Raw genomic sequence first — 23,615 nt, forward strand, 5'->3', positions numbered from 1 at the left:
AAAAGGAGGCTTGAATATGAAAAAACAGATCGCAAGCTTGATATGGCTTATCGCCATTATAGGATTCGTTATAGGGTGTTACGGCATATACCAGAGGTTCGCCTTCGGGCACAGGTTGACCGATTACGGCTCCTACATCCCATGGGGCCTCTGGGTTGCAACATATATCTACTTCATCGGCCTTTCTGCAGGCTCCTTCCTTCTCTCTACCCTCGTTTACGTGGTCAAGATCGAAAAACTGGAAAAGATAGGCAAGCTCTCACTCTTTACCGCCTTTGGTTGTCTGATAGCCGCGCTCATCTCCATCTGGCTCGATCTTGGCCATGAATTCAGGGTTTACAGGGTTATCCTCCACCCCAACTTCAAATCCATGATGTCCTGGATGGGTATACTATACTCAAGCTATTTCGTGGTCATCCTGTTTGAGCTCTGGTTTGCAATGCGGGTAGATCTCATCAAAACGGCCTCAATCGGGACAGGGCTCATTGCGGCTGTCTGTCGATTCCTCGCGCTTGGAAGTTCAGACACCTCGGATAAGTCAAGGGCCAGGGACAGCAGGGTCTTAAAGGTCCTGGGTTCCATCGGCGTACCCCTTGCCATCGCATTCCACGGCGGGGTCGGTATGCTCTTTGCTGTAGTAGGTGCGCGCACTTACTGGCACAGTGGACTGACGCCGATAGTATTTCTTGTGGGGGCGCTTGCATCAGGCGGGGCGCTTCTGACCGCCATCGTCTATGTCTGGGGACCTGACAGAAACAGACCTCAATTTGAAGACATGATGCGGTTTCTGGGCAAAATAGTCCTGTCCCTTGTCCTTTTAGACCTACTGTTTGAGATATCCGAATATTTTGTTGGCATGTATGCCGGTATCCCTGACGAGGCCATACCGATAAAGGCGGTGCTCTTCGGGCATTACTGGTACGTATTCTGGGTCGTCCATGTCCTTTTCGGTGTCATCGTACCTGTCTGGATATTCACCAGAAACGCCGTATCAAGACCTGTTGGAAAAACCAGTCCAGGGGCTATCGCCTTTGCCGCACTGCTGGTGGCAGTCACCTTTATGGCGCTGAGACTCAATATCGTCATTCCGGCCCAGATAAACCCGGAGATAGAGGGGCTTCAGTATGCCTTTATGGGCCCAGGACTTAACTACACATATCTGCCGACCGTATCCGAGTGGCTGGTTACTATCTGGATCGCATCTTTTGGGCTGCTTCTCTTCCTGATCGGATACAACGTGCTCCCAATAGTAAACAAAGATGATAAGGAGGTTGCATAATGAGCGCCAAAAAACAGGAAAAAGATATGAAGACAAACAAGGTTATCGAGGTTGATGGCGAAAAGATACATATACAGATGACCCGCAGGGGTTTTTTAAAGAGCACTGCGTTCCTGGGCGGCCTTGCGGCGGCATCTCAGGTCCCGGGCCTTGGACTCCTGGAGACTGCGAGGGCAAAGGGTCTTCTTGGCAACAACTATCCATTCGACAACGCGGAAAACGTCATCTATTCATGCTGTCTCCAGTGCCATACCGCGTGCACCATCAAGTGCAAAATATTAGACGGTGTCATGGTGAGCGTGGCTGGCAATCCATATAGCCCTATGAACATGAACCCTCAGCTTTCATATGACACAAAACCCCAGGAAGCAGTCCTGTATGATGGTCGTCTCTGCCCAAAGGGCAACGCAGGGGTCCAGACCCTCTATGACCCGTACAGGATAAGAAAGGTCTTGAAGAGAAAGCCCGGCACCAACCGTGGTGAAAACAAATGGATCACAGTGGACTTTGATCAGGCCATAACCGAGATAGTAAACGGCGGTAACATCTTTGGCGAAGGAAATGTCCCTGGACTTAAAGAGATTTACGCGGTTCGCGACCCTGCCATTATGAAATCCCTGAAGGAAGACTCTGAAAAGGTCGCAAAGAAAGAGATGAGCCTTGATGACTTCAAGTCGAAGCACCAGGAATACCTCCACCTCCTTATAGACCCGGATCACCCTGACCTTGGCCCGAAGAACAACCAATTCGTATTCCTGGCCGGCCGTATCGAGGGTAGCAGGCATGAATTTGCAAAGAGGTGGACCAAGGACGCCTTTGGATCGGTCAACTGCTATGAGCACACAACCGTGTGTGAACAGTCACACCATATAGCATACAAGCAGTTTACGGCCTCATACGAATATGACAAGAAAAAATGGAAAGACGGCAAGGCCCATATGAAACCGGATGTGCCGAACTGCGAGTTTGTAATCTTTTTCGGCACAAGCCCGTTTGAGGCGAACTTCGGCCCGACGAGCTGGACGTCATACATCATGAACGCCCAGGCGAAACGCAATTTCCGTTTTGCCGTGGTTGACCCGCGGCTCAGCAATACCGCGGCCAAGGCAAACTACTGGGTGCCAATAAAACCAGGTGGAGATGCGGCCTTTGCCCTTGGCATGGCGAGATGGATCATCGAAAACAACAGATATAATGAGGCCTACTTAAGGGCGGCAAACCGCGTGGCGGCCAAGGCAAACGGGGATACCACCTGGTCCAACGCATCTCACCTTGTCATGCTCTCTAAAGACGGGAAGCGCGGCGAGAGGCTGTTGAGAAGCGATGACTGCGGGCTTTCTCCATCTGATCGCTTCGTCGTAAGCGCAGGGGGAAAACTTGTGGCCTTTGACCCCTATACAGAAGAGGGCCAGCCAGTAGTGGGCGATCTCCTTGCCGAAGGCGAGATAAGAGGCGTCAAGTACAAGACGGCATTTTCGCTCTTTAAGGACGTCGTCATGGAAAAGGGCCTTGACGAGTGGGCCGAAGAGGCGGGCATCCCGGTCAAGCAGATAATAGAGGTCGCCAGGGAATTCACCAGCCACGGCAGAAAGGCCGTGGCTGACATGTACCGCGGCCCGGTACAGCACACGAATGGCTACTATAACGGCCGGTGCATACTCGCCCTAAATCTTATGGTCGGCAACGGCGACTGGAAGGGCGGCCTCTCGGCAGGAGGCGGCGGCTGGGATATGGACGGCGGCAAGGAGGGGCAACCCTTCCCGTTAAAGACGCTGCATCCCAATAAGCTTGGTTCTTTCGGGGTGCATATCACCAGGGAGCAGAGGCATTATGAGGATACCACCATGTTTCAAAAATATGGGTATCCGGCCAGGAGGACCTGGTATCCATATACCGGCGATGTCTATCAGGAGGTGATCCCGAGCGCGGCCGACGGATACCCATATGCCATAGGGGTGCTCTTTATACACATGGGCACCCCAGCCCTTTCAGTCCCGGGGGCGAATTCGACCATCGATATCTTACGTGATCCAAAAAAGATACCCCTCGTATTGTCCGACGACATCGTAATTGGGGAGACCACGATGTATTCGGACTACATCTTCCCTGACACCGCTATATGGGAAAGATGGACAACGCAAAGCTGCCCTCCGAACATCTTGACAGCTTCAAGTACTGTGAGACAGCCTGCTGTGGAACCCCCCACGGAGATATGCACTGTTTTCGGCCAGAAACAGCACATCTCGATGGAGGCCGTGATGCTTGCCATTGCCGAAAAACTGGGGCTTTCCGGTTACGGGCCGGACGGCTTCGGACCAGGCATGCCGTTTACCCATCGGGATGAATATTATCTTAAGTTTGTCGCCAACATCGCCTATGGCAACAAGGCCGGTAAAGACAAGGCGCCCATTGCGGATCAGGAAGAGCTCGAACTCTTCAGAAAGGCAAGGAGGCACCTTTCCAAGGCGGTCTTTGATGAAGAAAGATGGAAAAAGGCCGTTGGCAATGATGAAGATCTCTGGCGCAGGGTCGTCTACGTGCTAAACCGCGGCGGGCGTTTTGAAGACGCAAGCAAGGCATACGAAGGCGACAAGGTAACGCATCAATATAAAAATCAGTTCAACCTGTTCTGTGAGGCGGTGGCCACTGGAAGACACAGCATGACAGGGAAGAACTTCTCCGGTCTTCCAATTGCCGAGCCAGTGCGTGACGCAGCGGGCAGAGATATCCATTTCTCAGGCGAATTTCCATTCCAGCTCTTTACCTACAAACTGATCATGGGCGGTCAGTCAAGAACCATAGGTAACTACTGGACCATGGTGGCCCAGCAGGGGCAGAACTATGTTCAGATGAATAGACGGGATGCAGAGAAATTTGGCCTCAAAGACGGAGACCTGGTGCGTCTTGAGGGACCAACCAACCTCAAAGGGACCATCCCGCTCTTGCCGGGCGTTGAGAAACCTGTGACCGGCGTGCTCAAGACCGAGGAAGGCATACGCCCCGGAACCGTGGCTGTAAGCTGGAGTTACGGCCACTGGGCCTACGGTTCACAGGATGTGTCGGTTGACGGCGCACTTATCAAGGGGGACAAGAGGCGCGCAACAGGTATCTGTCCGAACTCAGTAATGATGGTGGATCAGACAGTCAAAAACACATGCCTCTCCGACCCGATCGGCGGGAGCTGTTCCTTCTATGATTCATGGGTCAGGGTGGTAAGGGCCTGAGGTAAAAGCGCTGACGATATGACAACGAGGACGTTGCTCTACTACACGGTCATCTTCATGACCCTCCTTCTCACACTGGACGGTTGCTCAGGCGATGGGGGCCAAAACCCTCCAGCCCCAGCGCCTGAGAACAGCCGCCAGACTGGGGCATTACCCCCAACAGGGGATGCCGCCTCGCTGATACAAAAGGGAGAAGATGCATTCAAGGCGGCAAGATACAAGGATGCCGTATCATTCTACAGACAGGCCGTCTTGCTGACACAGCCAGGATCCGCGGGGTCTTCAAGGTCTCCAAAGTCACCAAAGTCAGATGATGTCTGTACCCTCTACAACCAGGCGCTTCTGGCCTGGGCCGGGGATCAGTACCTCTCATCCATACCTAAAGACAGATACGAAATCCCGCCTGGGCGATTCTCGGCAGACATAAAGCAGGGCAAAAGGTATTTCATTGTCGATGTAAGGGAACCGTATGAATTCGACAAGGGCCACCTTGAAGGGGCGATAAATATCCCGCTTCGGGAGTTTATGAAACACCTTGATCTGCTTCCAGGGAAAGGGGCCTCGATACTGCTTGTCTGCCATACAGAGAGGCGGGCCAACCATGTGTTGGTGATCTTGAGGGAACTTGGATACTCAAATGTATATGTACTTAAGAGTGGCTATGAGGAATACCTCAAGTGGCTTAAAAATCCAAAAGAAGGGGGTGGTAGTAAACAAAATGGAGGTAAGGGTCCATCATCGCATAAACCTAAAAGTTCACCAAATGGTTCGGATGAAGAAGAGGATTTCGGATGTTGATGGGATGCTGGAGCTGATCACTGTAACATTTTTGTCATAGTCTCGTTACGGCTATGACACAAGAGGCGTTTAATAAAAAAGTATTTCCAACCATCAATAAATAAAAAGGAGGAAGTGAAATGGGAATCGTTTCAAATAGAACCAAGAGGGTGTCATGCCTGGCGTCGATATTCTGCGCGCTTTTGTTCATGACCACGGGCCTTTTTGGGAGCGCATGGGCTGCCGGCAGCTCCGATGACGCTCTTATACAGGTACTCATAAAAAAGGGGATTTTGACCAAGGAGGAGGCTGCTGTCATACAGAAAGAGGCGGCCGTCGCCCAGAAAAAACAGCAGGAAGAGGTGGTGAAAGAGGTATCAAAGAGCGGTGTCGCGCTTCCGGACGCCTTTAAGGGTCTCAGTATCAGCGGGCTCGGCTATATCGACTATTCAGCAGGCCAGCAACCGCTTTCGGGCAACAGGTCCAAAAACTTTAACACATTTGATCTCACCCGTGGTTACCTGACTGTCCAGAAGGCGGTCACTCCATGGCTCAGTGGACGCATCACGACCGACATCACTAGGATCAGTACTGTACCTGGTGATAATGACTCCGGAAGCTGGGAGACCAGGATAAAATACCTCTATGTCCAGATGAATCCAAACGACCTAGGTCTGCTCACCAACATGAGGGTGGAGTTTGGGCAGGGCCACAACCCATGGCTTGATTTTGAGGAAAGCATAAATCCATATCGTGCACAGGGCACCATGGCTATAGAGCGGGCTGGTGTCTTTAACTCCGCTGATATGGGCATAAGCATGATAGGCAATATAGGAGGAAAGCTTGCCAATGCCAAGGCTGCGACCGGCAATGGTAATTATGACGGCCGTTACGGGAGCTGGCATATAGGTGTCTTTAACGGAAGCGGATACCATGACGCAGAGGCCAACAACAACAAGGCCCTGGAAGGCAGGATCTCAATCAGACCGCTTCCGGATATGATCCCAGGTTTTCAGGCGAGCTATCTTGGCATGTTCGGCAAGGGCAATAAGGATGGAACCGCAGGCTATGAGCCAAACTATGTGGTCAACATGGGCATGTTGAGCCTGGAAAATCCACTCTATATCCTTACTGCACAGTACTTCCAGACCACAGGCAATGCGGCTGGCACATGGACATTTAAAAGGGCAGATGGCAGCTATGACACACTCAGGACCGAGGGCTATTCTTTCTTCGGAAGGGTGAGATTGCCGTTCATCACAGAGAAACTCGCAGCCTTTGGCCGCTATGACCACTTCGATCAGGACAAGGACAACAAGATCACGAATAACGGCGCATACGACCTCTACATAGCCGGCCTCTCCTATGACATCTACAAAGGAAACATGGTGCTGGCCGACTTTGAATCCACCAACTATGACAACGACACCGGACTGAAGACCAAGATCCCAAGTCTGAACGATAAGCTGGGGAACGACTACAAGTTCCAGGTCGTATATCAATTGGCGTTCTAGGCCTTATTAAATAAGGCACTCTAAAGACCCCCCTGTCCTTTAAGGCTAAACCTTCATGAAGGCCTTAGAGACAAGTTCCGCTGCGGGCGAGATTATTTCGCCCGCATTTTTAAAGTAAAGGGAGGATATGGGAAAGTGGAATTCCTATATAAAAAACTACAATTTGTAATGCCCCTTGTCATAATTGCGGCGTTTTTTATCTTCAGCCCGGCTGTCTTTGCAAATGATGAGGCGTCTATCAACACCCTTATGGAGCAGATGAAAATGATCCAGGCCAGGATGTCCGAACGGGATTCCGCCCTTCACAAACTGGTGGAGGAGACAGAGGCCTTAAAGAGTGAGCTTGCGGATTCAGTTTGAGCCTGGACACACCAATAACAATATTTCTACTACAAATTCCAGTTCTCGCCGCACAGATATCTCCATCCGCCATGCGGTCATGGACTATACGTTCCGGAATGGCGTAGAGGCCAAGGCCGGAATAGTACCCTTGAGCGATGCCTTTGATGATATACTCTTTTCATCTGACTGGGACTACAACCCAGTGGCCCTCTCAATTGAGAAAGACCTCGGCCCTGGCAGGCTCAAGGTCTTCGGCGCACAGCTGAACGAAGGCGACGAGCCCATTGCCCACGATGATTTCTCTCATTACCAGATAGATTATAGATTTAAACCGACAGAGGGTTTTACACTGAACACGGGTGTCACCTGCGCCGATGTAGCTGACGCCTATGGAACGCATACCAAACCACACATCAATTATGGCCTTGGCGCCATGATAGATCTCGGAATGGGCCTGAAGGCCAAGGCCATCCTGCTTGGTTCCCATACCGACAGACATCTCCTTGCGGCCAGCAGAGACGGAGAAGGCCTTGCCTCCAAGATCGAACTCGCAGGAACTGTCGGAAAGGACAGATTTGGCCTCATGGGCACATACGCCTCAGGCGAACGTGCGGCACGGGATTCCTTCTGGTCATGACCCTTGCAAAGACCTATGGTTATTGGGGCTACACAGGGCTTCTGACTGTTCAGGGCCCGACTGACACGGGCTTCGATGGTGATGCAGTCAATATTTCAAATAACGGCTATGGTCTTACCACCTTTCAGACAAAAAGAGACGACACAGATATCTACCTTGGCGCCGGATGGTTTGGAAACAGCCGCACCCCAGATGGAAGGAGCAGCTATCTTGGGACAGACTTGTTGACCATATTGACCTATCACTTTACCAAGATACTCGCCTTGGATGCAGGGATGGCCTATGCCCATCTGGCCGACGGGGTAAGCGGGTACTCAAAAGGCGTGATTGGAGGAACAGCCTTCAACAGCAATACAGCCAGGGACAAGACGGCGTTTTTTTACAAGACTCCAGGTTAAATTCTGATTATTTGTGTGCGAAGGTTTTGTGTCGGGATTGAATTGCGGATTGCAGTCTTGCTGCGTTGGCACCAATCATTCTGATCTATCTTTCTTTAAAATACCTGATGAGGGCGTTCAGTGTCGTCATCGGGTGCGGAGGGCAGCCCGGAATGTAGAGGTCCACTGGCAGGAGGGTCTCAAGGGGTATGATCTCAGGGCTCCCCCTGAAAGGCCCGCCGGAGATAGCGCAGCTTCCGGCTGCGATTACCAGCTTTGGCGAAGGTACGGCCTCATAGGTCATTAAAAGCGCCCTGGCCATATTCCGGGTGACAGGGCCGGTGACGTGTAACCCGTCAGCGTGGCGCGGGGACGCCACAAACTGGATGCCGAAACGGGAGAGGTCATAAAATGGGGTGTTCAGCACGTTTGTATCCGCCTCGCATGCGTTGCAGCCGCCGGCTGAGACCTGCCGGAGTTGCAGAGACCTGCCGAAAAGGTCTTTGAAGCGCTTCTTTGCATTGGCTGCGATATCCGGGAGATTTCCATCTGTTATCAGGTGATCGCGTTGCGTTGCAGCGAGTTCAAAGTTGTTTGTAAATCTGATGAATTCCCCTTTGGATATCCTTTCGCACAGACCGCAGAAGACACAGCGTCCGAGGTCGATCAGCCTGGTTCCAGGATCAATAGCGTCCTGCGGGCATGAGGCTGCGCACTTCTCTACAATGTTCTGGTCGCAATTGAGGTTCAGCCTTGGGAGACCCTTAAAAGCGGGGTGTAGAGTGACCTCTTTGCCGGGATAATTGCAGGTCTTATAGCCTTGATGAATCCTTGTCCTTATTAATTTAAACATGTTTTCTTGTCCTCAAGAGGGTCATTATGCCCGCCTGTTACAGATCAAATCCGCAGTATGACAGGTTGAAGCTCTTGTTGTTCAAAGGGAAGTCCGATATCTCTTCGTTTCGAAGCGCCATGGCCAGGCCCATCCAGTTGTGGAATGAAGGGTCTTTGATCTTGTAGCGAAGTATCCCGCCCTTTGAATCCGTGAGCACGCAATGCGAAAGCTCCCCCCGCCAGGCCTCGTTGATTGTCACCACCAACGAATCGGGTTCAAGGGCCGCATCTTCTTCAAGAGGCGCATTTAAGGTCTCTATCGGGCCGCGGCCAGTGAGTAGTTCAATAATATCAAGCGAATGCAGTATCTCTTCATATCTTACCCAGGCCCTGGACAATACGCCCCCGTTGGTCCTTTCATGAAGACATGGGGGCAACTCAGCATACTTTTCAGTTGGAAAATCACGTCTTGCGTCATAATCAATGCCAGAGGCCCTGCCAGCCACGCCTACCATGTCGATTTCCCTGCTCACTACACCGCAGCCTTCAAGACGGGCAAGTACTGTGTGGGCTGTAAAAAGGAGATCGGCCACCTCCAAAATTTCAGGCCTCAGGGCCCTGATCCTGTCAAGGATGAATTGTCTTGAGTCTTCGGAAAGACCCGCCGTTACGCCGCCGGGCCTGATAAGGCCCTTGCCGAACCTGTTGCCGGAGAGGACAAGTAGGAGGTTTAGAAATTCACCCCTTATTCTCCCGAAATATGCGGCGCACGAATTGAACGCCACGTCCCCGCTCAGCGCCCCCAGGTCCCCGACATGGTTGGCTATGCGTTCAAGCTCTAGTGCGACCGTGCGGATTATTTTTGTCCCATCGTCTATTTTTTTACCGCTTAAAGCCTCTATCGCCTGAGAAAAACAAAGGCTGTTTCCTATGGCCGTATCCCCTGCGATACCCTCTGCTATCACGGGCAGCCGTTTAAACGGGACCGAGGCAAGGAGTCTTTCTACCCCGCGGTGCTGATAGCCAAGCTGTATCTCAAGGTGCAAGATCCTTTCTCCGATGCACTGAAAACGGAAATGCCCTGGCTCAATGATCCCTGCATGTACAGGACCTACGGCAACTTCGTGTATCTCTTCGCCCTCTACCTGAAAGTAGGGATAATTTCCTGGTATGTCTTTATTATAGTCGTTGTCGAAGACGTCTTTAACCCCTCGCCAGTTGGTGTGATAACGTACCGGTTTCAGCCATGGGTGCCCGAGCGGGGTCAGGCCGAATTGTTCTGCTATCTCCCGCTCGAAGAGCTGAAATTTTATCTCATGCTGGCTCAGAGACTCGAAGGATTCAGGCGCCGTGGTCTGTATCGCATAGAGATGACCGCCCATTCTCATGACAGCCAGGAGTTGAACCGAGCCCTCTTCTTCATAGCCGAAGAATTCCCTTGAAGGGGCGTTGAAGTTCAAGGAAATATCCTGTTGAACCAGGGGGTCTTCTTTATAGCCAAAAAATTGCACCACCGAGGCGCCCCTGGCTGCTACCCGCAGAAGACCTTTGCAGAAATCAGCGAAATTCAGATAGGGTATGGCCCTGCGGCCGATCATTTCTCCATTTTTGATCTCCAGAAATTTATCCATTTATGCCGCCTCCTATGGTGGAGATGGCCTTTAATATGGTCTGGTAAAGCGTATCAGGCATCCAGATTGAAAGACCTGCAGAGACAAGAAGGAGGATACAGGGCGGCGCAAGGCGCATAAACTTTTCGCCAACCAGCAACTCGCCGTTAAAGTTGCCAAACGACATGCGGATCACGCCCTTTGACGCCCCGGCGAAGACAAGGATGAGGCTTATGATAAAGATGCCGAGGCTGATATATGCACCTTTTCTAAGTGCCCCCAGTATGATCATGAGTTCACTTAAGAATATGCCGAACGGTGGAAAGCCCGAGATGCCGGCAAAACCTCCCATGAATGAGATGGATGTGCCGGGCATGAAGAGCGGCATCCTGCCTGTCTCCTTGATCTTTTTGCTGCCATAGCCAAGAAGTATGTTCCCTGACGTAAGAAACAGCGAAGATTTTATCAGTGCGTGATGAATCAGGTGCAGCATGGCACCGAAGGCTGCAAGTCCGCCTATACCGGTTCCGAATGCGATAACCCCCATGTTTTCGATGCTTGAATAGGCGAGGAGGCGTTTGTAATTATCCTGCTGCATGATGAATACCGCAGCCACCACCATGGATATGAGCCCGAAGACCACGAGGATGCGGCCTGAATACCACCCAAGCCCAGCTGCCTGCATAATTCCGTGTGTCTTGTAGATGCCCAGAAAGGCGCAGTTTAAAAGCGCCCCGGAGAGCAGGGCCGATACAGGACTTGGGGCCTCGCTGTGTGCATCAGGCAGCCAGGTGTGCATTGGGGCGAGCCCCATCTTGGTGCCGTAGCCGATCAGGATAAAAATGAAGCCGGCCTTGAGCCATGTCGGATCAAATCTGCCTGATGCCCTTGCAAGGTCTGTAAAGGTGATTGGCACATTGATGTCGCTTGTATCTATGGCGAGGATGGTGAAAAAGACGCCGAGGAGGGCCAGAGCTATACCGACCGAGCAGATCATGACATACTTCCATGTTGCCTCGAGTGCCTCCTTTGATTTGTGCAGAAAGATAAGCGGCGCGCTCATGAGGGTGGTGGCCTCGATGGCGATCCAGAGGACGATGATGTGGTCAGTCACCGCCACCATGCTCATTGCGCCCAGGAAAAGTAGCATACAGCCTGCAAAGACCGGTTCGTTGTGCATCTCCACCTCTGCCATGTATGAGACGGTGTATGCCGCGATCAACAGGTACAGAAAAGAGGTCACGAGAAGCACTATCTGCCCCTCTGGAGCGATGCCAAAGTAAGGCGCCCAGTAGGGCGCGACGCCCTTCAGCCAGATTGAGGCCGTAAATGCGAGGTGAAAGACCCCGGCCATGATGAGCAGGAAGCGCCCTGCTGTTCGCGGCAGAAAAAAGGTTATGACGCCCAGAAAGACAGGTATGATAAAGATAAGCTCTAACATGGCGATATATTTTTATCCTTTTAGCCGCTCAAGAAACATGGTGTCAGCATCATCGAATGAGCGGCTTATCTGGTGCAATATGATGCCCATAATCATGATCCCGACCAGGAGGTCCAGAAGTACGCCGAATTCCACGATAAACTGTGTATGAGTCTGTTTGGCAAGGGCGGAGCCCGCGAGATATATGCCGTTTTCCATCATGAGATAGCCGATCACCTGGGTAATGGCCTTGCGTCTGGCCATCATCAGAAAGAGACCTGCCGCCAGGGTAGTGAATGCAGCTGGCAGGAGGAGTTGATGGCCGCTTAAACTTACTGGTTCCATACGGTTGCTGATGAAGGTCGCTACAAGGATTATAAAGAGTCCGGTCAGGATGGATGCATGATAGCCTACGATGGGCTCCGCATCCCTCTTGATCGAGACCTTGCGGCTTGCAAACCACAAAAGAAAAGGGATAATCCCGCCCTTGATGGCAATGAGCACCAGGAGAAAACCTATGTCAAGCCAGCTTGTTTGTTCATGCCTTTCCAGCAGAAACGGGACAAGGGAGACAAGCACCCCCTGAAAACTCATGATTCTTATAAATTCCTGAAGCCGGCTGCCGCCAATGGACAAAAGTACGGATAAAAGGATCAGCACAAGCAATACGTCAGGCGTATTGATCATTATTTTAGCTCCAACACGAGGATGGTGGCGAAAAAGGCAAGGGCAAAGGATGTAAGGATGAATTTTGGCACAAGTCCCATCTTGAATCTTGCCGTGATCGATTCTATGACACCGACTAGGGCATAGATTACCGAAATGGCCACAAAAAACGATGCAATGCCGGCAAACCCCACTGTCGGCCTTGAGGGAAGTACCAGGTTGGCAATGAAGGCCGCATAAAAAAAGAGTTTCAGGAATGCCCCAAGTTCGATAAACGCCAGGTCAGGGCCGCTGTGGTCCAGTACCATGACCTCGTGGATCATGGTGAGCTCCAGGTGGGTGGCCGGATCATCAACCGGAACCCTGGAGTTTTCTGCAAGTAGGACCATGAACATTGCAGCGATTACAAGGAGCAGCAGCGCCCCCTCAGGCCGCCAGAGGTTGATGACGTCCGGGCCGGTAAAGTAGCCTGTAAGGCTCAATGAGCCGGTAAGCCGGTAAAAGAGGACAAGGACCGTAAAGACCGCGGCCTCGCACAAAAAGGCAAAATAGGCCTCACGCGCTGCCCCCATGCCTTCAAAGGGCGAGGCCGTGTCCAGCGCCGCGCATATGGTGAAGAAGCGGGCAAGGCCGAAGAGATAGAACACCAGTATGACGTCGCCCTGGAATGAAAGGATGGGGGCTGCCCCGGCAAACGGCATAAAGAGCAGGGCGGTCATGGACGCCGCAAGGGAGATCACAGGGCTTAAACGGAATATAAATGTGGTCGAGGCGCTGTACACTGAGCCTTTGGCAAGGAGCTTCGCCAGGGTGAAATAATTGATGAAGAGAGGCGGGCCCTGCTTTCCGACCAGAAAGGCCTTTACCTTCTGGATGATGGTTGAAAAGAATGGCGCCAGAAAAAGAAAAATAATGAGAAGAACCAGGCCCTCCATAGGATTACCTCCAGAGTCCGGCAAGCAGCAGGGCAGCTATAGCTATCACGATATATGCGATGTAGAGCTGGATGTTGCCGTGCTGTATCCAGCGCAGGTGCCTCATAAGCCGCACTATGGGCAGGGCCATCCAATTGACCTCAAGGTCTTCTGCTATATCATTAAGCCTTGAATGATAGCTTGCCCTTGATGGAAACACCCCTGCCGGACCGATGTATTCCTCATGCACCGGTGCAACCGGCCGAAAAAATTCAAGGATGGATGCGGCAAAAGAGGCGCCGGTATATTGGATCCTCGGACTCGGCCTGGTGAAGCCGCACCCCCATGTAGGACCAAGGCCCGTCTCTTTCGCCCTGTAAAAACCCTTTCGCATCATGGCGACTATCACAAGTAAGACTAAAAATACTACCGCACCGAGCGAGATATCCTTGCACAAGGTCATCAGGTCTGAATAGATTGTGTTGTCATAAGGCGTCTTTGCAAGTAGCGTGGCCGCCGCCATTGCTGAAGGTCCAACGAACAGGGCCGGGGCGAGTCCTATGGCAATTGAGCACACAGCCAGGATTCCCATTGCGTAAAGCATGGAAGGATCTGATTCGTGCGCCCTTCCGGCCTCATCTGTCCTTGGCTCACCCAGAAAGACGATGCCGATCACCTTTGTAAAACAGGCCACGGCCAGCCCGCCTATAACGGCAAGGGAGATAACGGCCAGCATAACTAATAGAAAGTCTGTCTTTTCAAGGGTTCTGCCCTGGAACGCCCCGTTGTAGATAAAAAATTCGCTCACAAAGCCGTTTAATGGCGGAAGCCCGCAGATGGCGACAGAGCCGGCAAGAAAGGTAAGACCCGTAATCTTCATCCGCTTCATAAGCCCGCCCAGTCTGTCGATCGCAAGCGTGCCCGTACCGTGGAATACGCTTCCTGCGCCCATGAAGAGCAGGGCCTTGAAAATGGCGTGGTTTAACACATGCATGAGACCGCCTGTAAAGCCCAGAAAGGCCATGGCCGGATTGCCGACCGACACCCCTGTCATGCCAAGACCAAGGCCTATCAGGATGATGCCGATATTTTCAATGCTGTGATATGCCAGTAGCCGCTTGAGGTTATGCTGTCCCATTGCATAGACTACGCCCAGCACCCCTGAGACGATCCCGAAGATGAGGATGCCCCTTCCGAATATGACCGAATCCGGGCTTAGTGCGAGGTACAGCCTCAGGATGCCGTAGATACCCATCTTGATCATCACGCCTGACATGAGGGCCGAGACATGGCTCGGCGCTGCCGGGTGGGCATGGGGAAGCCAGATGTGAAGCGGAAAGACGCCGGCCTTTGAGCCAAATCCTATAAATGCCAGGAAAAAGACCAGGAGTTTTATATCAGGTAAAAGGGATGCCGCGGATGTGAGGTTGAATGAGCCGGTTACGGCGTAGATGACGCCAAAGGCGGCGAATATAAAGAGCGCCCCTGCCTCGGTGAAGATAAAGTAGATATAGGCCGCATGCCTGGTCTCTTTCTGTTCATAGTCGTAGACTACGAGAAAGCAGGATGAGATGGACATGAATTCCCAGGCAAGCAGAAATGTGACCATGTCATCCGCCATGACAACAAAGGCCATGGCCGCGATAAGGAGGCTGAAAAAGAGATAGTGGGCCGCAGTTCTCAGGCCCTTTGTCTGATCGCTCAGATAGTGAAAGCTGTACAGGGCTGAAAGAGACCCTATCAGAAAGATGGGGATGAGAAAGAAGGCGGTTAGCGTATCCACGTGGAGCGAGAGCGGCAGGATATGGAGCCATGTCCAGGCTGCAGCCGCAGGTCTTGCCGTATAAAGGCTGTTTATGGCCCCGGACAGGCCTATCATACACCCCAGGGAGATGCCGCCTGCGGCTAAGGCCTTTAAAAGGGTGAACCTTTTATAAAAGAAAAGGGGCAGGACGCCAGAGGCCAGGATTGTGATCAGGGATAAAAAAAGCGGCTTCATGGCCTTTTGGAGAATATCTCCCCCTCCTTTTTCTGGATAAAGGACAACAGCTCTTTCCTTGTCATATGCAGTTTGATTCCCTCTATAAACTCGTTATCCATTGAGAGGCGGCGAAGTTTCATGTCTATAATGGCCTGTTCAGCCCTGTTGGCTGGCAGCGTAAGAAATATTATGCTTGTCTTTATATCGTCCATTGCCTTGAAGTCTGTCTCTTCTTCAAGAAATGCGACAATGAGCATTGTTCTTTCAAAAAAGACAGGGCGCTCAACGCTTGGCGTCATGAATGCGATTCCTTTCAATGAAGACGAGACCAGGGATTCGTTGGCAAAGATAGAGATCTTAATGGCCTTTTTATCAAAGGAGGCCGAATAAGGGATGGCGGAAAGGAGTTCATCTATAGCCTCGTCGCGGTTGCCTCCTTGGACACGATAGATGACGGTCCCATTTTCAATGGCCTTATGGACTGTGATGGCTGAATTTATCCTCCTGTTTCCTGTCTCGGTGTTGGTTTGGGCGTTTATCCAGTCCTCCATAGCATCCGCCCTGAAACGCCACTGTCCGCCAATCTTGACCGCGAACGGGAGCTGATTTTCATTGAGCATGCGATAGATTGTTTTATCAGAAACACCCAATTTTAAAGCAACATCCTTGATCGCAAGGAAGGTTTTGTCCATATCTGTCCAATCATGTCTAGAAATGTCTCGAGCAGCAAGGATATATATGCCGTTTTTGTCTGATGTCAATAGGAATTTTATCAAAATCAAAAAAATACAGTTGGGCAGCTTGTTAAGGCAGTTATTATTTTCTATAATGTTTAATTAGGCTTTGTATAATTTTCATTATCATTCATGCTGGCCGGGCGGCATCTCGACAAGGAGTCAGGGTGCGGCTTTAGTCCGACCTGTATGCATGTGTTATCAACTGTTTATGAAGAAAGAGAAGGTATCGATCTCACTGGGTCAGTTGTGCATGGAGTACTGAATATTAGGTAGCTGTCTTATGGTCAGATCAAAGGAGTCTCTGGATGGAATGTAAAATTAACAAGATCCTTGTGGCGAACCGCGGGGTGCCGGCGGTTCGCATCATGCATACGTGCCGCGACAGGAAGATATCTACGGTCGCAGTTTATAGTACCCCGGATCGGCTCGCACACCATGTAAGGGTGGCCGATTCGGCGATCCATATAGGCGAGGCGCCTCCAGCCGAGTCATATCTCAATATGCAAAAGATGATAGACGCCGCACTTATGACAGGAGCTGACGCCATACATCCCGGCTGGGGTTTCCTTGCAGAAAACAGCACCTTTGCACAGATGGTGATAGACGCAGGGCTCATCTGGATTGGGCCGCCGCCGAAGGTCATAAAGGCCATGGGAGACAAGATGGAGGCCAAGAAATTCGCCGTCAGGGCGAACGTCCCGACTATTCCAGGTGTCAGCGATGTTGCCGATATAGGCCAGATCAAGAAATGGCTAAAAGAAGAAGACGTCTCATATCCTATCATGATAAAGGCGGCATTGGGCGGCGGCGGCAAAGGTATGGTAAAGGTCGAATCCGAGGACTATCTTGGCCCCGCACTTGAGCAGGCGAGGTCAGAGGCCAGGAAGGCCTTTGGCGATGACAAGCTTTTGGTTGAAAAATATATCGAGCGCGGACGTCACATAGAGGTACAGATAGTTGCAGACGAATATGGCAATGTCTTCCATCTCTATGAAAGGGAATGCACACTCCAGAGGCGGAACCAGAAGATCATAGAAGAGGCCCCTTCTCCATCCATAGACCACGACATAAGAAACGAGATGTGTTTTACGGCGGTAAGACTCATGCGCGAAATTGGGTACAGGAGTGCGGGTACGGTGGAGTTCATCTTTGATTCCGCTACAAAGCGTTTTTATTTCCTGGAGGTCAACACCCGCCTTCAGGTGGAGCACGGCATAACCGAACTCATAACAGGTCTTGATATAGTGGACCTCATGATAGACGTGGCGGAAGGGAAACGTTTTGTCTTCAAGCAGGCTGATATACATCCGAACAGATGGGCCCTTGAGGTGAGGATCAATGCTGAGGATCCAAAGAATTTCAGTCCTTCATTTGGCAAGATCACCCGCATGGAGGTCCCGCAGGGGCCAGGCGTCAGGATCTCTCAGGGGGCCTATGAAGGTGCGGATATCCCTGCCTATTATGACTCGCTCATCATGCTTATCATGACCGCTGGTCCTGACAGGGAAGATGCCGTCAGGGTCATGGACAGGGTCTTGAGTCGGAATTTCAGGGTCGAGGGGATCAAGACCCTGGCCCCCCTACTCCTCAGCATAATAAGACATGAGTCATTCAGGCGCGGCGAATTCTCGACGCGGTTTATAGAGGAGCACATGGATGAGCTCGTCTCCACATTTAAAGAGAAAGATATGGAAGATGAGGTGTTGAAGATCGCAAGTTTTGTTGCAAGGATCTCGGCCCTTGGACCGCAGGAGTGGATGTGACATGAGTGCAGAAAATCGATTTGTCAGACCGGGCATGAAGCCCTCAGAGATTGTAAGGCGGGTTAGGGAGCTGGATGGTGTGGCTTTGACCTCTACAGGGATGAGGGATGCCGGTCAGTCGGATTATAAGAACCGCCATCGCATATATGACCTCATAACCCTTGCCCCTTTTTACGAGAAGATGAATCTCTTCAGCGCCGAGTGTCATGGTGGGGCAAGGTGGCATGTGGGTATAATGAATCGGAAGGAGAGCCCGTTTGAAGAGATCAGGCTCTTGAGGGAAAGGATGCCGAGCATCCTTCTCCAAACCCTCATCAGGGAGACCAACCTCTGGGGTTACAGGCCTTATCCGAAAAATGTCATAGAGTACGTCGTGGCAAATGTTGATATAGACATATGGCGGTGCTTCTCTTTTTTAAACGATATAAGGAATATGAGGGCGGTCGCGGAGGTGGTCATGAAGAGGGGGCGGCTTTTTCAGCCAGCCATCTCCTTTACCCAGGCCGATTGGACCACCAATGAATACTATCTTAAGCTGGTTGACGAGATCGTTGACCTGTGCGGCGGTGTTGACGAGATTATCCTGTGCATAAAAGATATGGCGGGTGTTGGGAGCCCTGAGCGTATCTCAAGCCTTGTCGACGCGATCAAACAGGTCTATCCTGAACTCGTGGTCCAATATCACCGCCATGCGACAGACGGCCTTGCGGTGCCTGCACTCCTGGCTGCGGCCAAGGCAGGGGCCAAGATAATAGACGTCGAGGAAGATGCCCTTACTCGTTTTTATGGTCAGGCGCCCATGCTTACCGTCCAGGCGTATCTTGAGGAATCCGGGATAAAGGTCATTCTCAATAGAGAAGAGGCCGAGAAGGCCTCACAAAAGGTGAGGGACTGGATCAAGCAATACGAGTGGGCTGAATCGCCGTTCAAGGGCTTTGACCATACAGTGACTCAGCACAAGATGCCCGGAGGCGCATTCCCAAGCTCATTCGAACAGGCCGAAAAGGGCGGTTTTCTGCACCTTATGCCTGCGATCCTTCGTGTCATGTCTCTTTACAATCGCATCGTCAGATACTTTGATGTTACACCTGGTTCGCAGATCACATGGGTGACCTGCAGTGGTATGGTGAATAAATATGTGAAGGCCAAAGGGGATGCAGGGGTCAAGGAGCTGATCGGTCTCCTTACAAAATTTGTAGAAGAAAAGGATCAGAATTTTGATGCGATGCCCCAAGATGAACAAAATGAGCTGCTAAGCCTATTTCGGACTGCGCCTGGTGATTTTAAGAATCTCATCCTTGGACATTACGGCAGACTCCCCATGGGTTGGCCTGCGGAGTGGGTCTATAGGAGTGCATTCGGCGACGAGTGGCAGGAAAAGATAAAGGAGAGAAAGGAGCTTTCTCCGCTTGAAGCCATCCCCAATGACGACCTCGGACAGATCCGCGATGATCTGCGCGGGCATTTGATGCGCGAACCAAGCGAGGAGGAGTTTATCCTATATCTTATGCATCCGAAAGACGCCCTTGCATTTATAGAATTTAAGGATGTATATGGAGAGGCCCCTATGGTGCTTCCTACGAATGTCTGGAGAGAGGGGCTCAAGAATCCTGGTGATAAGGTGGAGTTTGAATTCTGGGGCAAACCTTATTGCATCGAGCTTGTATCTCTTGGCAAGGAACATGAAGGCGTTGTTCATGTGGTCATGCGTGTGAACAACAAGACCAGGGTCTATACCGTTGAGACGCCAAGGGCGAAAAAGGTCGAGGTTCGCATGGCCAAGGGGCCGCTTCAGATAGGCGCACCAATAAACGGTAGCGTATGGAGGATAGGAAATCCTGTTAGGGGCACATTGAGGCCGGGAGATATGGTTCATAAGGGCGAGGAGATCGCCAACATTGAGGCCATGAAGATGGAAAATGCGGTCATTGCGCCGTTTGATGCACAACTGAAGGAGATATGTGTAAAACTCAATGAATCTGTGCAGGAAGGCCAGCTGCTTTTTGAGTTAAAAAAGCTTTAAATATAATATAATTTTTGGGCGTATTATAAAAAATGAAGCCCTTCAAAGGGGTAAAGTATTTTTACATTTCGACCTATTCGACGACTTAAGGGATAAATATAAATGAAAGAAGGCCTATTGTTCGGGATGGTGCGTAAGGCCCTGCAAGGGGCTCTAATTATCAAAAAAGGAGGATCTTGAAATGCGTTTAATTCTACTGGGAGGGCCGGGTGCCGGAAAGGGTACGCAGGCCAATTTGATCAAGGAGAAGTTTGGCATTCCTCAGATATCAACAGGCGATATGTTGAGGGCTGCAGTAAAGGCTGGTACGCCGCTGGGGCTCGAGGCCAAGAAGTACATGGACGCAGGTGGTCTCGTGCCGGATGACGTAATAATCGGGCTTGTAAAGGATCGGATCAAGCAGCCCGATTGCCAGAAGGGGTTTTTGTTTGACGGCTTCCCAAGGACGATTCCTCAGGCCGAGGCCATGAAGAAGGCGGGTGTGAAGATAGATTATGTCGTGGAGATTGACGTCCCTGATGAGGAGATTATCAAGCGCATGAGTGGCAGGAGGGTACATCTGGCGTCCGGCAGGACTTACCACATTGTATTTAATCCCCCGAAGGTTGAGGGTAAGGATGATGTAACCGGTGAGCCGCTGATCCAGAGAGAGGACGACAAAGAAGAGACCGTCAAGAAACGCCTTGAGGTCTATCATGCGCAGACTGAGCCCCTTATAAAATTTTATATGGATTGGGAGAAATCCGGCGACACGAATGCCCCGAAATTTGTAAAGATAAACGGAGTAGGATCTGTAAACTCAATTACACAACAGATATTCAAGGCATTGGGTGCAAATTGATTGTCTCGGTTTATTGGAGCACGGGTTGCCTAGCGGCCTGTGCTCCTTTCGGCAAGTGGCATCTTAATTTTTTTATGTCCCTGTCTTTAGTTCCAGGTGAGAAGCCCCATCTCGAACTTATGCCCGAGCTCTTTTCTGTACGGATAGCACCGTACGGAGAAGCCTATTTGCCCGCTTGAAAGGCACAGAAGGTTCCCTTTAAATATATGGGCGCTTCCTTCATTTTCGCCGGAAGGAAGGAGCGGGAGTGGAGAGCCTAGCGATATCTCACCTTTTTCATCGAGCCTTCCTAGGTAGGCCTCTGCCCTGATCTCGTTCGGATCCAGGCCTGCAAGATCTATTATAGCGCTGATGGGCAGCCGGTCTCCGACCTTTATAGAATCGTTAAGCGGTACGCGGATTTCAAGTATCCTGACATTCGGCCAGGTTTTGATTATATTTTGTTTCCAAAGGGTAAGGGATTTAAGTTCATTCCAGTTGTTTTCTTTGAGTATCCGCCACTTGTTTGTGTTTGGTAGGTAGAATTGTTTGGCATAATCTTCAACCATGCGGTTTGTATTGAAAAATGGACAGATGGTCTTGATGGAATTTTTGATGATTTCAATCCATTCATCCGGAATGCCATGGACGTTCCTCTTGTAGAATAGTGGGACGACGGAGTTTTCGAGCAACTCATATAGGAGCCTGCTTTCGACCTCGTCCTGATATTCATGATCCTGGTATTCCTCGCCTGAGCCTATGGCCCACCCGTTTCCGTCTTTGTATCCCTCGACCCACCAGCCGTCAAGGATGCTCAGATTTATGCCGCCGTTGGCCGTTACCTTCATACCGCTCGTGCCGCTTGCCTCATTGGGCCTTCTTGGGGTGTTGAGCCAAACGTCCACACCTTGGACCAGGTGCCTTGCCACCTCAATGTCGTAGTTTTCAATGAAGACTATATGATTCCTGAATTCAGGCAGACTTGCCGTCTGTACCACCTGGTGGATGAGTTCCTTGCCTAATTTATCCTGTGGATGTGCCTTTCCACTGAAGATGATCTGAACGGGACGCTCAGGGTCTGTAAGGATCTTCTTGAGTCGTTCAAGGTCCTTGAAGAGGAGTGCAGCGCGCTTGTATGTAGCGAAACGCCTTGCAAAGCCTATGGTCAGGGCCTCCGGATCCAGCACCTCTTCAGCCTTTTCGATCTGATATGAAGAAAGTCCTTTTGCCTGGAGTTGTTTTTTAAGCCTGGTCCTTGCAAATGAAATGAGCGTTTCGATCATCCTTTCTCTAGAGCGCCATATTTCAAAGGCCGGTATCTGTTCCACCCGTTTCCAGATGGCGTGATCCGTCGGTTCGTCGATCCATCTTGTCCCCAGGTAGCGTTGATACAGACGGGCCATTTCGCTTGACATCCATCCAAGGGTGTGGATACCGTTTGTGATATGGGTGATCGGAACCTCATGTTGTGGTATCTGCGGCCATATATTGGCCCACATCTTTCTGGAGACTTCACTATGGAGCTTGCTTACCCCATTGGTCTTAGAGGCCATTTTTATGGCAAGGACGGCCATCGAGAAGGCCTCAGTCGGGTCACTCGGGTTGATCCTGCCGAGGCCAAGGAATTCTTCCATGTCGATCCCAAGCCCTTCAACTGTTTTTGTAAAATAGCGGCGTATCATCTCAGGAGGAAACCTGTCTATGCCCGCTTGAACAGGTGTATGCGTCGTAAAGATGCTGGTGGAGCGGACCGCCTCTACTGCCTCAGTGTAAGAAAGTCCGTCGTTTTGCATGAGTTGGATTAGGCGTTCTATGGCCATGAACGCCGAATGCCCTTCGTTCATATGACATACAGTCGGGGTGAGGCCCAAAGCCATCAGCAGCTTTATCCCGCCCATCCCCAAGATTATCTCCTGCTGGATGCGTGTCTCCAGACCACCGCCGTAGAGGTATGAGGTGATCTGCCTATCGGCCTGTGAATTTGACAGTACATCCGTATCAAGCATATATATCTCAACACGCCCTACCGCTATAGACCATGCCCGTGCATACACAACCCTGCCGTCCATTTCTACCTGTACCGTGACCGGCTCCCCGTCCGACCCCTTTAGCGGTTTCAGGGGCATGTTGTAAAAATCGTTTGACGGATAAGTCTCGAGCTGCCATCCATCTGTGTTTAAATATTGCTGAAAATATCCATGCTTATAGAGAAGCCCTATACCTACCAGCGGCAGGCCGAGGTCGCTTGCTGATTTCATGAAGTCGCCAGCCAGTATCCCAAGACCTCCCGAATAGAGCGGCAGGCATTCGTGAAGCCCGAATTCTGCTGAAAAATAGGCTATGAGCCCCTCCGACTGCTTGCCTTCAGCTAGTTGTTTCTTATGCCACGTCTTGCTCTTCAGATAACGTTCAAGTTCGCTGTATATCTCGTCAAGTCGAGCCAGGAATATTTCGTCGCGTTCAAGCTCCTCAAGCCTAGGCTGCTCAATCATGCCGAGCATTGCCACGGGGTTGTGGCCGCTCCGCTCCCATACATCCCTATCCATGTCTTGGAAGAGATATATAGCCTCAGGGGTCCATGTCCACCACAGGTTGTTGGCTATGGCAAGGAGCGGTTTAAGGCGCTCCGGGAGATTCGGGGAGATGTTTACGGTCCGCACAGTGGGCATCGGCTCTGCTCCAAATAATGTCTCGTTT

The 23,615-nt window shown here is 51.2% G+C and carries 18 protein-coding genes; 10 read left to right on the top strand and 8 right to left on the bottom strand.

Annotated features, from left to right (window positions below; genetic code table 11):
* The first annotated feature begins 16 nt into the window (after positions 1-16).
* The 7 genes from nrfD to LGS26_RS05380 all read left to right on the top strand — a co-directional run bounded on the left by nrfD (position 17) and on the right by LGS26_RS05380 (position 8,171).
* Entirely contained in the window at positions 17-1,279 is a 1,263-nt protein-coding gene (gene nrfD, locus LGS26_RS05350) for an NrfD/PsrC family molybdoenzyme membrane anchor subunit (RefSeq protein WP_237887653.1), read from the top strand.
* The gene (locus tag LGS26_RS05355) at positions 1,279-4,503 is read left to right on the top strand and encodes a molybdopterin-dependent oxidoreductase (RefSeq protein ID WP_237887655.1); all 3,225 of its coding nucleotides are present in this window, start codon (positions 1,279-1,281) and stop codon (positions 4,501-4,503) included. The genes nrfD and LGS26_RS05355 overlap by 1 nt, the downstream gene beginning before the upstream one ends.
* A gap of 18 nt (positions 4,504-4,521) precedes the next feature.
* Positions 4,522-5,301: a rhodanese-like domain-containing protein gene (locus LGS26_RS05360; RefSeq protein WP_237887657.1), complete on the top strand. Its 780-nt coding sequence runs from the start codon at positions 4,522-4,524 to the stop codon at positions 5,299-5,301.
* Between the two features lie 119 nt (positions 5,302-5,420).
* Entirely contained in the window at positions 5,421-6,794 is a 1,374-nt protein-coding gene (locus LGS26_RS05365) for a hypothetical protein (RefSeq protein ID WP_237887659.1), read from the top strand.
* Between the two features lie 135 nt (positions 6,795-6,929).
* On the top strand, positions 6,930-7,154 hold the full coding sequence (locus LGS26_RS05370) for a hypothetical protein (RefSeq protein ID WP_237887661.1): 225 nt from the start codon (positions 6,930-6,932) through the stop codon (positions 7,152-7,154).
* The gene (locus tag LGS26_RS05375) at positions 7,132-7,773 is read left to right on the top strand and encodes a hypothetical protein (protein ID WP_237887663.1); all 642 of its coding nucleotides are present in this window, start codon (positions 7,132-7,134) and stop codon (positions 7,771-7,773) included. The genes LGS26_RS05370 and LGS26_RS05375 overlap by 23 nt, the downstream gene beginning before the upstream one ends.
* Positions 7,770-8,171 carry a hypothetical protein gene (locus LGS26_RS05380; protein WP_237887665.1) on the top strand — a complete coding sequence of 134 codons (402 nt, stop codon included), beginning with the start codon at positions 7,770-7,772 and terminating at the stop codon, positions 8,169-8,171. Before LGS26_RS05375 ends, LGS26_RS05380 begins: the two co-directional genes overlap by 4 nt.
* Positions 8,172-8,256: 85 nt before the next feature.
* Here LGS26_RS05380 and LGS26_RS05385 read toward each other — a convergent pair whose 3' ends face one another.
* The 7 genes from LGS26_RS05385 to LGS26_RS05415 are packed head-to-tail and all read right to left on the bottom strand — an operon-like array spanning position 8,257 to position 16,267.
* Positions 8,257-9,003 carry an NADH-quinone oxidoreductase subunit B family protein gene (locus LGS26_RS05385; protein WP_237887666.1) on the bottom strand — a complete coding sequence of 249 codons (747 nt, stop codon included), beginning with the start codon at positions 9,001-9,003 and terminating at the stop codon, positions 8,257-8,259.
* A gap of 37 nt (positions 9,004-9,040) precedes the next feature.
* Positions 9,041-10,615 (bottom strand): hydrogenase large subunit, encoded by a 1,575-nt coding sequence (locus LGS26_RS05390; RefSeq protein WP_237887668.1) that lies wholly within the window; start codon positions 10,613-10,615, stop codon positions 9,041-9,043.
* Positions 10,608-12,035, bottom strand: coding sequence for a proton-conducting transporter transmembrane domain-containing protein (locus LGS26_RS05395; protein WP_237887670.1), 1,428 nt, complete (start codon positions 12,033-12,035; stop codon positions 10,608-10,610). Before LGS26_RS05395 ends, LGS26_RS05390 begins: the two co-directional genes overlap by 8 nt.
* Before the next feature lie 12 nt (positions 12,036-12,047).
* The gene (locus tag LGS26_RS05400; RefSeq protein ID WP_237887672.1) at positions 12,048-12,701 is read right to left on the bottom strand and encodes a hydrogenase; all 654 of its coding nucleotides are present in this window, start codon (positions 12,699-12,701) and stop codon (positions 12,048-12,050) included.
* Positions 12,701-13,615, bottom strand: coding sequence for a respiratory chain complex I subunit 1 family protein (locus tag LGS26_RS05405; RefSeq protein ID WP_237887674.1), 915 nt, complete (start codon positions 13,613-13,615; stop codon positions 12,701-12,703). The genes LGS26_RS05400 and LGS26_RS05405 overlap by 1 nt, the downstream gene beginning before the upstream one ends.
* Positions 13,616-13,619: 4 nt before the next feature.
* Positions 13,620-15,593: a proton-conducting transporter transmembrane domain-containing protein gene (locus tag LGS26_RS05410; RefSeq protein ID WP_237887676.1), complete on the bottom strand. Its 1,974-nt coding sequence runs from the start codon at positions 15,591-15,593 to the stop codon at positions 13,620-13,622.
* Positions 15,590-16,267, bottom strand: coding sequence for a helix-turn-helix domain-containing protein (locus tag LGS26_RS05415; protein ID WP_237887678.1), 678 nt, complete (start codon positions 16,265-16,267; stop codon positions 15,590-15,592). The genes LGS26_RS05410 and LGS26_RS05415 overlap by 4 nt, the downstream gene beginning before the upstream one ends.
* A 350-nt stretch (positions 16,268-16,617) precedes the next feature.
* Here LGS26_RS05415 and LGS26_RS05420 point away from each other — a divergent pair, with 350 nt between their 5' ends.
* The 3 genes from LGS26_RS05420 (at position 16,618) to adk (ending at position 20,939) form a co-directional block, all read left to right on the top strand.
* Positions 16,618-18,075, top strand: coding sequence for an acetyl-CoA carboxylase biotin carboxylase subunit (locus LGS26_RS05420; protein WP_237887680.1), 1,458 nt, complete (start codon positions 16,618-16,620; stop codon positions 18,073-18,075).
* A gap of 1 nt (position 18,076) precedes the next feature.
* Positions 18,077-20,098 carry a biotin/lipoyl-containing protein gene (locus LGS26_RS05425; protein WP_237887682.1) on the top strand — a complete coding sequence of 674 codons (2,022 nt, stop codon included), beginning with the start codon at positions 18,077-18,079 and terminating at the stop codon, positions 20,096-20,098.
* Between the two features lie 181 nt (positions 20,099-20,279).
* Complete coding sequence (gene adk / locus LGS26_RS05430; RefSeq protein ID WP_237887684.1) at positions 20,280-20,939, top strand: adenylate kinase; 660 nt, start codon at positions 20,280-20,282, stop codon at positions 20,937-20,939.
* A gap of 86 nt (positions 20,940-21,025) precedes the next feature.
* On the opposite strand, the gene glgP is transcribed toward adk, so the two are convergent.
* Positions 21,026-23,587, bottom strand: coding sequence for an alpha-glucan family phosphorylase (gene glgP / locus LGS26_RS05435; protein WP_237887686.1), 2,562 nt, complete (start codon positions 23,585-23,587; stop codon positions 21,026-21,028).
* Between the last annotated feature and the right edge of the window lie 28 nt (positions 23,588-23,615).

Origin of the sequence: Dissulfurimicrobium hydrothermale, assembly GCF_022026155.1 — a bacterium.
In the GTDB taxonomy this organism is placed as follows: Bacteria; Desulfobacterota; Dissulfuribacteria; order Dissulfuribacterales; family Sh68; genus Dissulfurimicrobium; species Dissulfurimicrobium hydrothermale.